The following is a 15,355-nucleotide window of genomic DNA, read 5'->3' as shown; positions in this document are numbered from 1 at the left end:
GTACCGGCAGTACCGGCGTGACCGGCAGTACTAGGCGGTCGCGTACCGGTAGCCCGTGCACCGCACGTCGCCGACGCCCCGCTTGATGTAGCAGACCTTCACCTTCACCCTGGCGCCCTCGACGAAGCCCGCGTTGCCGCTCTGCACCAGGTCGTCCTTGCCGCCCCAGCAGGACGCGGTCTGCATCCACTCCTCGCCGTGCACCATCGACTCCGCGTAGGTCCGGACGCCGTAGCCGTCCGCCTTGGTGTCGTGGCACTCGACCCGGTCGCCCGCGTCCAGGAACGTCCCCGTGCCGCCCGAGACCCTGATCTTCACGATGGTCCCTGCGCTCGCGCTGCCGGCGAACCCCGCCGTCACCGCCAGCGCGACCCCGGCCACGAGCCCGGTGCGGAAGGTCTTGCGCAAACGGTTCCTCATGTTTCCCCCATGTCAGTCCCGATGATCAATGCACGGTGAAGCTAACACAGCGCGAATGAGCGACTGCGAAGAAGGTTCAGGGCCGGAATCCGGCCCGCGCAGAGCCGGATGTGATCGTCCGCGGATGAGGCACACTGGACGTTTGGCCCCCACCGAGCCCCCGCCGAGCCCCGCCGAGCATCCGGAAAGGCAGCCACGCGTGAACGGACCACTGATCGTCCAGTCGGACAAGACCCTGCTCCTGGAAGTCGATCACGAGCAGGCCGACGCGTGCCGTCGGGCGATCGCGGCGTTCGCCGAGCTGGAGCGGGCGCCCGAGCACATCCACACCTACCGGGTGACACCGCTCGGCCTGTGGAACGCGCGGGCGGCGGGGCACGACGCCGAGCAGGTCGTGGACGCGCTGGTGACGTACAGCCGCTACCCCGTGCCGCACGCGCTGCTGGTGGACATCGCCGACACGATGGACCGGTACGGCCGGTTGACGCTGAGCAAGCACCCGGCGCACGGGCTGGTCCTCACCACGACCGACCGCCCGGTGCTGGAGGAGGTGCTCCGCTCCAAGCGGATCGCCCCCCTCGTCGGCGCCCGTCTCGACCCGGACACCGTCGTCGTGCATCCGTCCGAGCGCGGACAGATCAAGCAGACGCTGCTGAAGCTGGGCTGGCCGGCCGAGGACCTCGCCGGGTACGTCGACGGCGAGGCGCACCCGATCGAGCTGGCCGAGGACGGGTGGGCGCTCAGGCCGTACCAGAAGCAGGCGGTGGAGAACTTCTGGCACGGCGGGAGCGGGGTCGTCGTGCTGCCCTGTGGTGCGGGCAAGACGCTGGTCGGCGCCGGGTCGATGGCCCAGGCGAAGTCGACCACGCTCATCCTCGTCACCAACACCGTCTCCGCCCGGCAGTGGAAGCACGAGCTGGTGAAGCGGACCTCGCTCACCGAGGACGAGATCGGTGAGTACAGCGGGACCCGCAAGGAGATCCGGCCGGTCACGATCGCGACGTACCAGGTACTGACGACGAAGCGGAAGGGCGTCTATCCGCACCTGGAGCTCTTCGACTCCCGCGACTGGGGGCTCATCGTCTACGACGAGGTGCACCTGCTGCCGGCGCCGGTCTTCAAGTTCACGGCCGATCTTCAGGCGCGGCGGCGGCTGGGGCTGACCGCGACGCTGGTCCGCGAGGACGGACGCGAGTCGGACGTGTTCTCGCTGATCGGTCCGAAGCGTTTCGACGCTCCCTGGAAGGAGATCGAGGCGCAGGGCTACATCGCGCCCGCGGACTGCGTGGAGGTGCGGGTCAATCTGACGGACTCCGAGCGGCTCGCGTACGCCACCGCCGAGCAGGAGGAGAAGTACCGCTTCTGCGCGACGACCGACACCAAGCGGAAGGTCACCGAGGCCCTCGTCCGCCGGTTCGCCGGGCAGCAGATCCTGGTCATCGGCCAGTACATCGACCAGCTCGACGAACTGGGCGAGCACCTGAACGCCCCCGTCATCAAGGGCGAGACCTCCAACGCGCAGCGCGAGAAGCTCTTCGACGCCTTCCGGGAGGGCGAGATCAGCGTCCTCGTCGTGTCCAAGGTCGCGAACTTCTCCATCGACCTGCCGGAGGCCACGGTCGCCATCCAGGTCTCGGGCACCTTCGGCTCGCGCCAGGAGGAGGCGCAGCGGCTGGGGCGGGTGCTCAGACCCAAGGCGGACGGGCACCAGGCCCACTTCTACTCGGTGGTCGCGCGGGACACGATCGACCAGGACTTCGCGGCACACCGGCAGCGGTTCCTGGCGGAACAGGGGTACGCGTACCGGATCGTGGACGCGGACGAGGTTCTCGCGGAGGGGTAGCGGCCGAGGCGGGTGCCCCGGTCGGTCACTTGCGGCGGACGCCCGCTTCCTCGCCGTACTCGCCGAGGACGATCACGTCGAAGGCCGCACGTGCGAACACCTTGACGGCACGCAGGGCTTCGCCGAGGCGGTGGTGGTGGCTCCCCTGGAGCGCGGTCGCTCCGTGGGGACCCACGGGGGCTGGGTGGATGGTTGCTGCGCTCATGTCTCCATGATGGGTTCCCGGCCGTAAAGGCGGCATCGGCCTGTGGACCGAAGCTGCCTACCGCCCGCGTACGCCTCCGGACGGACCGCTCACCCCCGGACAGGAGGGCGTCATCCCCTAGGGGGCGGAATATTCGTTGGCGCCCGCCTCGGCCGCTCACCTAAAATCTCCGCTCTTGCCCGCCTCCCCACGCGGAGTGCCGCCGCCCGGACGGAAACCGGTCGGCTCGTCCAGGAGTCACCCCCCTCGCAGGTCTTCCGGAGGCACCCCCTTGTCCACGTCCGTCGACGACTCCCCCGACCCGCTCTGCCGAGAGCGCTCCCACCTCGCCGAGTCCCGCGCCGCCCTGCGTGCCATGCGCGAGGACGTCGAGTCCCTCGACATCAGCGACGTCACCGCGAACTGGGTCAACGCCGAAGTCCTCGCCCACCAGATCGACCAGCGCATCAAGGCGCTGGCCGACCTCAGCGACACACCGCTGTTCTTCGGGCGGCTCGACTATCTGCACGCTCCCGGCGCGGAGGGGGCGGAAGGCGCCGAGGGCGAGCGCTTCTACATCGGGCGCCGGCATGTGCACGATGCCGAGGGCGACCCGATGGTCATCGACTGGCGGGCGCCGGTGTCCCAGCCGTTCTACCGGGCCTCCAAGAAGGACCCGATGGACATCGCGCTGCGCCGCCGCTTCGGTTACACGGGCGGCGACCTCACGGCGTACGAGGACGAGCACCTCTCCGATCCGGCGGAGGCCGCGAAGACCAGCAAGCTGCTCCAGCAGGAGATCGAGCGCCCGCGCGTGGGCCCGATGCGGGACATCGTGGCGACGATCCAGCCGGAGCAGGACGAGATCGTACGGTCCGGGCTCGGCGGAACCGTGTGCGTGCAGGGAGGCCCGGGCACCGGGAAGACGGCCGTCGGCCTGCACCGGGTGGCGTATCTGCTGTACGCCCACCGCGAGCGGCTCGCCCGCACCGGCACGCTGGTCATCGGGCCGAACAGGTCCTTCCTGCACTACATCGAGCAAGTGCTCCCGGCGCTGGGCGAGTTGGCGGTCCGCCAGGCCACGGTCGACGACCTGGTCGCGCACGTCGAGGTGCGCGGCACCGATGACTCGGCGGCCGCGGTGATCAAGGGCGACGCGAGGATGGCTCAGGTGCTGCGGCGCGCGGTCTACTCGCAGGTGACCATGCCGACCGAGGCGATCGTCGTCGTACGCGGATCCCGTCGCTGGCGCGTCCCGGCGTACGAAGTCGAGGAGATCGTCCGCGAGTTGCTCGCCCGGGACATCCGCTACGGGGCCGCCCGCGAGGCCCTCCCGCAGCGCATCGCGCATGCCGTGCTCGTGCAGATGGAGCGGTCGGGTGAGGCGCCGGACGACCGGGTGCAGGACGCGGTGGCCCGCAACAGCGCGGTGAAGGCCGCGGTGAAGGTGATCTGGCCGGCGGTGGACCCGGCGAAACTCGTGCTGCGCCTCCTCTCGGACGCGGACTTCCTCGCCGTACACGCGCGGGGGCTGCTGAGCGAGGACGAGCAGAAGGCGATCCTGTGGGCGAAGCCGGCGCGCAGCGTCAAGTCGGCCAAGTGGTCCGCGGCGGACGCGGTGCTGATCGACGAGGCGCACGACATCGTGGCGCGCACGCCGTCGCTCGGCCATGTCGTCCTCGACGAGGCGCAGGACCTGTCTCCCATGCAGTACCGGGCGGTGGGCCGTCGCTGCACGACCGGTTCGGCGACGGTCCTCGGTGACCTGGCGCAGGGTACGACCCCTTGGGCGACGCGCAGTTGGGACGAGGCGCTGGCCCACCTCGGCAAGCCGGACGGGGTGATCGAGGAACTGACGGCCGGCTTCCGCGTCCCGACGGACGTCATCACCTACGCCTCGCGCCTCCTGCCCCACATCGCGCCGGGCCTGACGCCGGTGGCGTCGATCCGTGAGAACCCCGGGTTCTTCGAGGTCCGTGACGTGTCGGACACGGCCGAAGTCGTCGCCGCGTGCGAGGAGTTGCTGCGCAACGAGGGGTCGATCGGGCTGATCGTCGCGGATGTCCGGGTCCCGGCCCTTGCGGAGGCGCTCGCGGCGGCGGGGATCACGTACCTGGGCCCGGGTGAGGAGACGACCCGGGAGACCCGCCTGACGCTGGTCCCTGCGTCGCTCGCGAAGGGCCTGGAGTACGACTACGTCGTGCTCGACGAGCCCCAGGCGGTGGTGGACGGGGAGCCGGACGAGCGGACGGGGTTGCGGCGGTTGTATGTCGCCCTGACCCGTGCGGTGTCGGGCTTGATCGTGGTACATGCGGCGCCGCTGCCGGGTGAATTGGGCCGGGGCCGGGAGGGTGGGGGGTGGTGACTGTCTCGTGGCGGGCTGCGGGTCGTCGGTGGCCGGTCGCGCAGTTCCCCGCGCCCCTGAGGGCATTGCAGCGCGCCCCGACTGGGGGCTGAGGCCGGGAGGCTCCGGGCAGTGACTGCTCGTTGCCGGCTGCGGGTCGTCGGTGGCCGGTCGCGCAGTTCCCCGCGCCCCTGAAGGCGTTGCAGCGCGCCCCGACCGAGAGGCTGAGGCCGGGAGGCTCCGGGCGGTGACTGCTCGTTGCCGGCTGCGGGTCGTCGGTGGCCGGTCGCACAGTTCCCCGCGCCCCTGAAGGCGTTGCAGCGCGCCCAGCCGTGGATGTCATGCCTGCTCGGCTGCGGGCAGCCCCGACGCCGGGCGCCTACGGAGCGTCGTCCAGTGCCGCTCGCCACTCCGCCACCGCAGCCACCGACACCGGCCCGTCCCAACCCTCCGGCCGCGCCGCACCCCCGATGTGGAAGCCGTCGATGCCGGCGGCGAGCAGCGTCGGCACGTGGTCGAGGCGCAGGCCGCCCCCGACCAGAATCCGCTGCTCGTACCCGGGCTCCCCACTCCTCCCCGCCTCCAGGACCAGCGTGGCGAGCCCGTCGTCCACTCCCGCCGCCGACCCGGCCGTGAGATAGGTGTCCAGCCCCGGCATCCCGTCCAGCTGCTTGCGCAGCGCATCCCGGTCGGCGGCCCGGTCGACGGCGCGATGGAAGGTCCACCGGCACCCGTCCAGTTCCCCCACCACCCGCTCGACGGCCCGCAGGTCCACCCCGCCGTCGGCGTCGAGGAACCCGAGCACGAACTCCTCGGCCCCGGCATCCCGCATCGCCCGCGCCGCCCGCACGACCTCTTCCACGTCCCCCACCGCGAATCCGTCCGCCAGCCGCAGCATCACGCGCAGATCGATGTCGACGGCGGCACGGATCCCGGCGAAGGTCCCGACGGACGGGGTGAGCCCGTCGGCGGCCATGTCGGTGACCAGTTCCAGCCGGTCCGCACCCCCGGCCTGGGCGGCGACCGCGTCCTCGACGCCGAGGGCGATCACCTCCAGGACTGCACGCTCGCTCATGGGACCCCATTCCTCGGCATTCGACGGCGGCTACAGGTCTAGTCCAATCCGCACCAGCCTACGCCCCGCCCACCGAGGACACCGCCCCCCAGGTCACCGTCACCCGAAGATGTTCATCACCTTCACCCGAAGATGTTCAGCTCCCCCGCCTCCGCCCCCGCCAGCTCGTACGACGCCCCCCGAACCGGCCGCCCCGCATACAGCCGTACGAGGGTGGCGGCGTCGCCGATGTACCGCGCCGGTGGCCGCGGGGCTGTCGGATCGCCAAGACGCAGGGGCTCGTCGACGTCGTCCAGGTCGGCATGCAGGGGCTGATGCCGCCGCTCCCGGGTGATCCGGGCGAGCAGCCGCAGCGCGTCCGGCAACCCGGCCCCCGCGTACGCCCCCGGCTCCCCGAGCACGTCCCGGACGTCACCCGCGTGGACCCATTCCCCGAGCGCGATCGCGTCCAGGCCCCCGCCCGCCTCGGCGATCACCGGCCCGGCCTCGGTCATCCCGCGTTCCAGCTCGTCGACGACCTGCGCGTTGGTCCAGTCGGCGCGCTCGGCGATGTCCCGGTCGTTGGACTCGGGCGAGAACACGCCCTCCTCGAACCGGCTCTCCACCACCCGCATCAACGCGGCCGAACAGTGCGCCAGCACATCCCGCACCGACCACCCCGGACACCCGGCGGTCGGCAACGCGAAGTCGCCGTCCGCCCGCGCCCGCAACAGCGGAACCAGCGCGTCCCGCTCGACGACCAGCAGTCGGCCCGGCAGCTCGGGATCCCGTACGTCGTGCACGTCAGCAGAAGTCATGGCCCCCACGCTAGGCGGCCGGGCACGCGCCCGGGAGGACGCCGACACGCCGGGGCGGGGACCACACCCGCCACAATGGCGCCATGGCCGATCCCGACGCCCTCGAAGCCCTGCACACCCGCTTCGCCCGAGCCCTGAACGCCGCCCGCTCACCCGCCACCGCCCCGGACCCCGCCCCGTACGCCGACAACCTCCTCACCCGCTGGCAGGAACCGCAGCGCCGCTACCACACGCTCACCCACCTCACCGCGGTGCTGGACCACATCGACGAGCTGGCCGGACACGCCGACGACCCGGACGTCGTACGGCTCGCCGCCTGGTTCCACGACGCGGTCTACCTCCCGGACCGCTCGGAGAACGAGGAGCGCTCGGCGCGGCTGGCGGAACGCGCCCTCCCCGAGGCCGGTGTCCCCGCCGAGCGCACCGCCGAGGTGGCCCGTCTGGTCCGCCTCACCACCACTCACGACCCGGCGCCGGACGACCGCGACGGCCAGGTGCTCTGCGACGCCGACCTCGCGATCCTCGCCGCCGCGCCCTCCGCGTACGCCGCCTACACGGCCGCCGTCCGCGAGGAGTACCACTTCGTCCCGAACGACGCCTTCCGCGAGGGCCGCTCGGCGATCCTGCGCCAACTCCTCGCCCTGCCCAGCCTGTTCCGCACCCCGTACGGGCGGGAGAAGTGGGAGGCGACGGCCCGTTACAACCTCTCCTCCGAGCTGGAAATGCTGTCGCCCTGACCGGTCCGGGCCCGTAGCCTGCGCACATGCGACACATGGGTGGGGAACGAGTGGACGAGGCCGTCGCCGGTGCCGTGGCGCTGCTGCGGACGGTGGTGGACCGGGACTGGGGCGGAGTGCGGGCCGGGCGGCTGGAGTGGAGCTGCCGGGAGACGGCCGAGCACATCGCCGGTGACCTCATCGCGTACGCGGGGCAGTTGGCGGGCCGGGCGCAGAATGCGTACGTCCCCTTCGAGATCACCCTCGACGAGGGAACCGACAACGAAGGCCTCATCCAGGTCATCGAGACGACCGGCGCCCTCCTCACCGCCGTCCTCCGCACCACGCCCCCCGAGGTGCGCGCCTTCCACCCGTACCCCTTCCGCAGCGCGAACCGCGAGGGCTTCGCCGCGATGGGAGTCGCCGAGGTCCTGCTGCACACGCACGACATCGCCGAGGGGCTCGGGCTGGTATACGAACCGCCCAACGAACTCCCTCAGTTCGTGCTGACGACGATCTTCCCGCACGTCCAGCCGGGCCCCGACCACTGGCGCACCCTGCTGTGGGCCACCGGCCGCGGAGACCTGCCCGGCCGCGCGCCGGTCACCGAGTGGCGCTGGCGCAACAACCTCGTCCTTCCCACCGACCGCCTCACCCTCCAGGGCGTCACCCCCGCGGCCGCCGCCGACCTGAGCGCGGGCGGTGACGGGGGGTTCGTGTGGGTCGTGGGCGGTCCCTTCGAGGGGACGAGGGAGGCCGCGGGAATGGTGCTGAAGGCGTACGAGGCGGGCGTGCACCGGCCCGAGTCCGGGCTGTTCGTGCTCGTGCGGAAGGAGGACGGCCTCGCGGTCGGCGGCATGGGCTTCCACGGCGTCCCCGACGAGGAGGGCCGCGCCGAGGTCGGCTACGACCTCGTGGAGGGTGCCCGCGGCCGTGGCTACGCGAGCGAGGCCCTGGGCGCCCTGTCGGAGTGGGCCCTGGCCCGGGACGACATACGGCTCCTGTGCGCCACCATCGAGGCCGGCAACCTCCCGTCCCAGAACGTCGCCTCACGCGCCGGGTACGTGCGGGCGACGGTCGAGGAGGAGCGGACGGCACAGGAGGAGCGGGACATGGACCGGACGCTCCGGCTCTACGTCCGCCGGGAGCGGGGCACCCAGGCCTAAGCCGGGTCCGCAAAGTCCCGCCTGCCCCGCGACGCCTGACACGCCCTCTCGCCGCGCCGGGCGAAAGCCCACGTGCAACCAGTACGACGGCTTCCACCCGGCGCGCCCGCCTCCGGGTGGACGACGGGACTCTGCCGACACGACCTAGTCTGAGGCGGAGCCTGCCCGTGTCGCCGGAGGGAGCCCGCCGTGTCGTTCAGCGACGAGGAGATCGTCTACCTGTCCTCCCACCCGCTCGCCCGGCTCGCCAGCCTCTGCGCGCACGAGCAACCCGATGTGGTGCCGGTGGCCCTGGAGTTCGACGGGACCCACTTCTGGGTGGGCGGGCCGCGCCCGGAGGTGCTCGGTACCCGTAAGTTCCGCAATGTCGGGCACGGCCGCGACAAGGTGGCCTTCGTCGTGGACGACCTGGTCTCCATCGAGCCGTTCATCGCCCGCGGCGTCCGCGTGTACGGCGTCGCGGACGGCCCCGTGGAGCGCGTCGGCATGGTGGGCCCGGGGCACTACCTGCGCATCACGCCGACCCTCTCGTGGAGCTGGAACCTGACGGACCCGCCGCGTCCGGCCGGCGACACCTGGTACCCCATGCGGCGGGCCGAGCACTCCCACGGCACCGACAGCGGGTGACTCACGTCACTTCCGCCCGTGTCACATTCCGCCGAGCCGTTCCGTCATAGCTGTGTAATCACCGACAACGGCCAAGGAGTTCGCCATGAGCGCCCGTCTGAACGCCTTCCAGATCCCCACCTTCGGCAAGTTCGTCAAGCACCTGGTCTCGGCGTCCAAGGTGATCCACGACTCGTCGCTGCCCGCCTCGGTCGGACACCTGGTGACGCTCCGCGCCAGCCAGATCAACGGCTGCGGCTACTGCACCGACATGCACAGCAAGGACGCCGTCGCCGCCGGCGAGGACTGGCTGCGCCTCAACATGGTCGCGGCCTGGCGCGAGGCCACCTGCTTCACCGAGGCCGAGCGCGCCGCCCTGGAGCTGACGGAGGAGGCCACCCGCATCGCGGACGCGGCCGGCGGGGTGCCGGACGAGGTCTGGCAGAACGCCGCCAAGCACTACGACGAGGAGCAGTTGGCCGCACTGGTGTCGCTGATCGCCCTCATCAACGCCTTCAACCGGATGAACGTCATCATCCAGCAGCCGGCGGGGGACTACCAGCCGGGGCAGTTCGCCTAGCCGACAGCGCCGATCCTCAAGGCCGGAACCCTCCGCACTGGCAGCGGCTCCGGCCTCCTGGAGCCCTGGCCCGCATGCCCGAGTGTGCACATCAAACCTGCAACGCCGATCCCAAGGCCCCCTGGTGGAACTACAGTTGTCCTTCCGCGCCACGACGACGGCGTGTCAGGGCTGAGGGAGACGGGGACGGCATGAGCGAGCAGGCCTTGGACCGGGTCGGGGGAGCCGAGGACGCCAAGGAGGGCACGACGGTCCGGGCGTCGGTCGACGGACAGACCCTGCCGTTCTGGGTGATGGCGACGGAGGAGGACATCGCGCTCGCCGCCCAGGACAGCGACACCATGGGCAGTCTGTTCAGCCGCGACGGCGACGCCGTGCTGCGCGCGGTACCCCTCGGCCCGCTCCGCAAGAACCTGGCCGACGCCGTCGACGCGCTACAGCGGATCTTCCAGGACGTCGCCGACCGCGGCGGCCCGCTCCCGCTGGCCGAGGCCCAGCTCTCCTTCCAGGTCACCGCGAGCGGGGGCATCCAGTTCGTCGGCTCTGGCCAGATGCAGGGCTCCCGGAGCCTGACGCTGACGTTCAAGCGGCCTGCCTGAGCGGGCGGGGTCCATGGCACAGCCCAAGCACAGGGCGCTGCTTGTCGGGGCGAGCGACTACTCCGACAGCCCCAGCTTCGGAGACCTGCCCTTCGTCCGCGATGACCTCCAGCGGCTGCGCGAAGTCCTCATCGCCCGCGGTTTCGAGACAGCCGACATTCTCGAGAACCGACGCGGCATCACGCTGAACACCGTGCGCGGCGCCGTCCACCGTTTCCTGGGCGACGCCCGGACCGGCGACACCTTGGTCATCGTGCTGAGCGGGCACGGGATCCACATCGACGGCAAGGACTACCTCGTACCCGAGGATGCCCCGGACGCCGAGCCGTTCACCGAGGGCTGCATCGAGATCGGCTGGCACAAGGAGGTGGAGCGGTCTCGGGCGCAGCGCGTCATCTTCCTCATCGACGCCTGCCGCGAGGGCAGGATGCCGGACACCAAGTCGATCCCAGGTACCCGGGGCTGGAAACCCCCCGAGATCATTGGAGCGCTGCGCCGCAAGGTCGCCTACGTCCATGCCTGTGCGGCACCCCGGTTCGCCCTGTTCGTCAGGGAGACGGACACCCTGCGGCCCGGCTACGACATGGGGGCGCAAACGGGCGAGTCGTTCAGCATCTTCTCGCGTGCCGTCGCCGACGTGATCACGGCCGATCCGCATGCCTTGAGGCTGCGGGAGTTCGCCGTGCAGGTGCAGGAGCGGGTCGACGAGTACTACCGCGCCTACGGCAAGCCGAGCCCCCCGCAACAAGTGAAGGTGACCTGCGAGACGGACGCCGACGGCGGAGACTTCCCGTTTCTGCCCGGGGCGGAACGGCGCACCGAGGTCCATCCCTGGGTGCGCGGCGTCGACGAGTACCCCTGGCACCGCACCCCTGAGGGCCCTTCCCGGGAGACCCTGCGGGACATCTGCCGGGCCCTGGCGGAGCGGCTGGCGCAGACGCACGACGCGGCGGTACGGGCCTTGAGCGGCGATCCCTGGCGCGACGGCGACCTGGCCGCGCGCACCCACAAGCGGCTCGGCTTCCTCGTCAGCCGGCTCACCGACGGCGTGCGACTGTCGCCGACCGAGTCCGCGCTCACCTACCTGTTCCCCCTGATCGCCCAGACCTTCTGGGCCCAGGAGGCGGCCCAGCGCGTCGGTGTCCTCACCGCCGATCCCACGGCCCCCGGGCCCGACCTCGGCCGCTTCCACAAGTTCGAGCAGGGCTTCCCCAGGCTCAAACGGCGGCTGACCGCTCTGGAACACCAGAGGGCCGCAGCCGGCTCCGCCGAGCAGAAGGAAGCCGCCCGCGCCTCCATGGAGCGGATCCGCTGGTGGCTCTTCCACCGCTGGCTGATCCAGCAGCCCGAGCTGTACTCGGCCGAGCGGCTGAAGGAGCTCCTCGGCGACCTGACGTCCGGCGGCGCGCATCCTCAGTGGGTCACCGACGCTCTCTCGCCCGAGCGCCTGACGGAGTTGTTGAGGGAGCACCGGGCCGCCCCGTTCAGCATGCGCCGGTCCGCCACCGACCCGCCGCCACGCGGGCTCCGGCCGCCCCGGGAGGACCGGGTGGTCATCGCGGCCAGCACCCTCGTCGAGCAGGTGGTGCGCACCCCCCTGGTCACAGCCCTCGTCAAGGCGGCGCAGGCCATGGCCGTGGATCCACTGGACCTGCCGGAGATCGTCGTCGAGCACGTCGGCATCCACGACAGCGTCGATCTGGACCAGTTGCTGACCACCGTCCGCCACTCCGACTGGCAGGTCTCCGGCCTGGGCCGCTCCCTCAACGCGGTGTGCACGCACCCCGCCGTCCAGGTGGCGCTGCGCGAGCACGCGGCCCGGGTCGACGTACTGCTGCGCGACATCAACCGCGGCGAGGATCCCGCCCTCGACCCGCTCGAAGGGCTCCCGCCCTACGCCGACGGCAGCCGCGTACGCCCCGCCGGCAACACTCCCGACGAGCTCTCCGACGGCATCCGCTTCCAGCTCGCCGAGGACCGCGTCCAGGAGCTCCTCATGGGCGAGGAGCTGTACGGCGACAGTGAGCTGGCCGTCCGCGAGCTGTACCAGAACGCGCTGGACGCCGTCCGCTACCGGGACCGCCGCACGGAGTACCTGCGGCGCACCGACCGCCCAGTGGACGACTGGGAGGGCCGCATCACTTTCACCCAGGGCGTCCGTCCCGACGGCCGCCGCTACCTCGAATGCCGTGACAACGGCATCGGCATGGGCATCACCGAACTGAGCACCGTCTTCTCCCAGGGCGGCGCCCGCTTCGTCGATCTTCCCGAGTACATCGAGGAGCAGGCCGCCTGGGCGGAACTGCCGGGGCCGAAGCTGCGGCTTCACCCCAATTCCCGCTTCGGCATCGGCGTGCTGAGCTACTTCATGCTGGCCGACGAGATCGTCGTACGGACCTGCCGGATGGGGCGCGAGGACGGGCGGCCGAGGCGGCTGTTGCAGGTGACGATCGCGGGGCCGGGGAATTTCTTCCGGGTGGAGGACAAGGGGGAGGGCAGGCCGGAGGACATCGGTACGACCGTCACGTTGCTCCTGGGGAAGGAACACAGATCGGTCTCCTGTGTGGAGGCGCTGGGGAAGGTGCTGTGGGTGGCGCCCTACCGGACAGTCGCCACTCATGGGGCGCGGAGCCTGGAGTGGCGGCCGGGGGAGCTCTCGCGGACCGCTCTCGCGACGTACCACCCCTACCGGTACGCGCGCAGGGGCCACACCGTGTGCATCGACTCCGAAGACCCGGATCTCTGGTGGGTCGAGAGCCTCGGCGCCCTGCTGGTGGACGGCGTGTTCGCGGAAAGCGACACAACGCCCTACGGCGCCGTCGTCAACCTCAGTGGCGAGAAGTCGCCGGAGCTGACGGTGGACCGGAAGACCCTGCGGTCCTTTGACCTCGAACACGTGAAAGCACGCGTGATCGCGGCCGTTCCCAGTCTTACCGCATCAGCCAGCGGACTGCCCACCGCGTCGTGGCTGGAGGAATGCAGTAGCTGGTCCGTGCCCGTCGCCGATGCCGTCGCCGAGCACATACGGCGCACGGATATGCCCTGGCAGCTGACGGACGGCTGCTCGGCCCCCTTCAACCGCCTCGGTTTCTTCCCGCCGGACATCGACCTGCTGCCCCTGGTCACAGGCGACTACAAGGAAACCGACCCGGCGCTTTCCGCCTCGTTCCTCGCCAACTTTCCGCTGCCGGTGCTGCGTTGGCGCCTGCGGACGCTGTACCGTGCCGGATTCGGCGGCCCGGTCTCGCTGCCGGAGCCGGAGGAGACGGACTCGCTCTGCGCCCGCCCGTCGGACCTCGTGCTGCTGTGCGCCGCCGACCGCACCGGTTTCCTCGGCTGGAGCACCTGGCACGAAGGGTGGCTGAAAGGCCCGCGATCCTCGTTCTTCATTACCGGATCCGCGCCTTCGCAACCGCTCGCGGACACCGGCTGGGGCAGCCTCGGCCTGATGTTCCCCTGGCGGGATCCCGCGATCACCGTGAGCACCGCCGAGGTCTTCCGGCTCAGCTCGGCGGTCCAACGAGCGCCGGCCGACATCGCGGAGCGCCTCACGGCCCTGGGGTTCCGCGTCGATCCCTTGTCGGGCTGCTCCGCGGCCCGGTGCGAAGACCTGCCGCTCCTGCGCCCGCTGGGCGATCTGTCCGGCTGGCTGTCCCCGGGGGCCACGCTGACGGCCGCACAGATCTCGGTCAGTGCGGCGCAGGCCGCCTGCTCCACCTCCCAGGCCGCTCGGCGGCTGGCAGAGCTGGGCTTCGCGGCCCCGGCTGAATACCCGGTCAAGGAACACTGGACCAAGGAGGAGCGCAGCGTCGTCAAGGAGCTGTGGACGTCGTACGCCACACCGCCCTCACCCCGGGAAGCCGTGCGCGTCTCTGCGGTCCAGCTGAGGGAGGTCACCTACCAGACGGACCTTCCCCTTCGCTTCGTCTCAGAGCTCCTCTCGCACCTCGGGTTCCTGTTGCCCCCGGATGCGTCAGCGCTCCCGGAGCTGACCGACGACGACCGGGTCCTGATCGACAGTGCCGCGGTCCGCGCGGATCGGGAGGTCCCGCTGCGTTACATGGTGGACGCCGCCCGCCGCTTGGGCCGCCCCGTCCATGAGGTAGCCGTGAGACTGCGCGAACTCGGATATGCGGTGCCTGAAGTGCCGGATGGCGATCAGCTGCCCACGCCCGAAGAGATCACCCTCCTCGGCATCGGCCTCGCACTGGCCGACACCGGGCGCCCGGTCACTGTGCGCAATTTGGTGACCGTCGCGAGCCGTGCCGGGAGCTCCCTGACGGAGGCGGCCAACCGGCTCGCGTCTCTGGGTTACCGATTCCGCTTCGATCCCGCCGCCTTCGCGCACTTCAGGAAGCAGGACGTCGAAGTCCTCTCGCGCGGCCGCGACTTCGGACAGTGGCTGAGCCCGGAAGAATCCGGTCCGGTCTCCCTCGGCGCTCTCCACGCCGCCGCCGCCCACATCGGCAAGGATCACAGCGTCGTCGCCGCCTCCCTCAAGGCTCTGGGCTTCGACGTCGTCCCGGAAACCGAGGACTGGGCCGCAGAACGCGCTCGGGAAGCCGTCCTGTCCAAGTTCATCAACCTCAGGAATTCCGACCAGAGGTTCGAGAAGTTCCCCGAGCGCTCCGTCTCCCTGGTCACCTTGGCGGTCGTGGCGATGCGAGCCGGCAAGTCCCTCCGCGAAGTGGCCATGAGGGCCACCGAGTGGGGCACCCGCCACGAAGCCGAAACGTGGTTCACCCTCGCTGCGGCGGAGCCTCCCGCCCCTTCGGCCTGCGCAACCCCGCCCCCTGCAACAGCCGCACCACCTCACGGCTGCTGACCTCCACGGCGCCCGCGCGCACCGCGTCGGCGTACCGATGGGACGGGATGTCGTAGTGGTCCCGCTCGAAGGCCCGCCGCGGCACGCCCAACTGTTCGGCGAACGCGTGCAGTTCGTCGTACGACACGTCGCTCACCAGGTGCGACCACATCCGCCCGTGCCCCGGCCAGGTCGGCGGGTCGATGTAGACCGTCACGCCT

At 71.1% G+C, this 15,355-nt stretch carries 13 protein-coding genes; 8 read left to right on the top strand and 5 right to left on the bottom strand.

The features are described 5' to 3' along the window. Positions 1-30 precede the first annotated feature (30 nt). A complete protein-coding gene (locus tag ACIBU0_RS17895; RefSeq protein WP_398818785.1) occupies positions 31-420 on the bottom strand; it encodes a hypothetical protein in 390 nt (129 codons plus the stop codon). A 199-nt stretch (positions 421-619) separates the two neighbouring features. On the opposite strand from ACIBU0_RS17895, the gene ACIBU0_RS17890 reads away from it, so the two are divergent. Further along, complete coding sequence (locus ACIBU0_RS17890) at positions 620-2,263, top strand: DNA repair helicase XPB (RefSeq protein ID WP_398818782.1); 1,644 nt, start codon at positions 620-622, stop codon at positions 2,261-2,263. A gap of 25 nt (positions 2,264-2,288) precedes the next feature. On the opposite strand, the gene ACIBU0_RS17885 is transcribed toward ACIBU0_RS17890, so the two are convergent. After that, complete coding sequence (locus ACIBU0_RS17885) at positions 2,289-2,468, bottom strand: hypothetical protein (RefSeq protein WP_398818779.1); 180 nt, start codon at positions 2,466-2,468, stop codon at positions 2,289-2,291. Between the two features lie 271 nt (positions 2,469-2,739). Here ACIBU0_RS17885 and ACIBU0_RS17880 point away from each other — a divergent pair, with 271 nt between their 5' ends. Then, a complete protein-coding gene (locus ACIBU0_RS17880; protein ID WP_398818776.1) occupies positions 2,740-4,812 on the top strand; it encodes a HelD family protein in 2,073 nt (690 codons plus the stop codon). A 358-nt stretch (positions 4,813-5,170) separates the two neighbouring features. Here the strand turns inward: ACIBU0_RS17880 and ACIBU0_RS17875 are convergent, their stop codons facing one another. Together ACIBU0_RS17875 and ACIBU0_RS17870 are read right to left on the bottom strand one after the other, a co-directional pair. Continuing rightward, positions 5,171-5,866 (bottom strand): copper homeostasis protein CutC, encoded by a 696-nt coding sequence (locus ACIBU0_RS17875; protein WP_398818773.1) that lies wholly within the window; start codon positions 5,864-5,866, stop codon positions 5,171-5,173. Positions 5,867-5,988: 122 nt separating this feature from the next. Further along, on the bottom strand, positions 5,989-6,663 hold the full coding sequence (locus ACIBU0_RS17870; protein WP_398818771.1) for a maleylpyruvate isomerase family mycothiol-dependent enzyme: 675 nt from the start codon (positions 6,661-6,663) through the stop codon (positions 5,989-5,991). 83 nt (positions 6,664-6,746) lie between these two features. On the opposite strand from ACIBU0_RS17870, the gene ACIBU0_RS17865 reads away from it, so the two are divergent. The 6 genes from ACIBU0_RS17865 to ACIBU0_RS17840 all read left to right on the top strand — a co-directional run bounded on the left by ACIBU0_RS17865 (position 6,747) and on the right by ACIBU0_RS17840 (position 15,155). Further along, a complete protein-coding gene (locus ACIBU0_RS17865; protein ID WP_398818769.1) occupies positions 6,747-7,400 on the top strand; it encodes an HD domain-containing protein in 654 nt (217 codons plus the stop codon). A 26-nt stretch (positions 7,401-7,426) separates the two neighbouring features. Further along, positions 7,427-8,545 carry a GNAT family N-acetyltransferase gene (locus tag ACIBU0_RS17860; protein ID WP_398818766.1) on the top strand — a complete coding sequence of 373 codons (1,119 nt, stop codon included), beginning with the start codon at positions 7,427-7,429 and terminating at the stop codon, positions 8,543-8,545. 189 nt (positions 8,546-8,734) lie between these two features. Further along, positions 8,735-9,172 (top strand): PPOX class F420-dependent oxidoreductase, encoded by a 438-nt coding sequence (locus ACIBU0_RS17855; RefSeq protein ID WP_398818763.1) that lies wholly within the window; start codon positions 8,735-8,737, stop codon positions 9,170-9,172. Positions 9,173-9,257: 85 nt separating this feature from the next. Next, positions 9,258-9,731, top strand: a complete 474-nt coding sequence (locus ACIBU0_RS17850; RefSeq protein WP_398818761.1) for a carboxymuconolactone decarboxylase family protein — start codon at positions 9,258-9,260, stop codon at positions 9,729-9,731. 191 nt (positions 9,732-9,922) lie between these two features. After that, entirely contained in the window at positions 9,923-10,330 is a 408-nt protein-coding gene (locus ACIBU0_RS17845; RefSeq protein WP_398818758.1) for a hypothetical protein, read from the top strand. 13 nt (positions 10,331-10,343) lie between these two features. Continuing rightward, entirely contained in the window at positions 10,344-15,155 is a 4,812-nt protein-coding gene (locus ACIBU0_RS17840) for a caspase family protein (RefSeq protein WP_398818755.1), read from the top strand. Here ACIBU0_RS17840 and ACIBU0_RS17835 read toward each other — a convergent pair. Beyond that, positions 15,070-15,351 (bottom strand): DUF4031 domain-containing protein, encoded by a 282-nt coding sequence (locus ACIBU0_RS17835; protein WP_398818752.1) that lies wholly within the window; start codon positions 15,349-15,351, stop codon positions 15,070-15,072. The two genes, ACIBU0_RS17840 and ACIBU0_RS17835, sit on opposite strands and share 86 nt — an antisense overlap. Positions 15,352-15,355 lie beyond the last annotated feature (4 nt).

Source organism: Streptomyces sp. NPDC049627, from assembly GCF_044465645.1.
In the GTDB taxonomy this organism is placed as follows: domain Bacteria; phylum Actinomycetota; class Actinomycetes; order Streptomycetales; family Streptomycetaceae; genus Streptomyces.
Note: the sequence above shows the minus strand (reverse complement) of the source record. Positions and strands in the feature narration are given on the sequence as shown.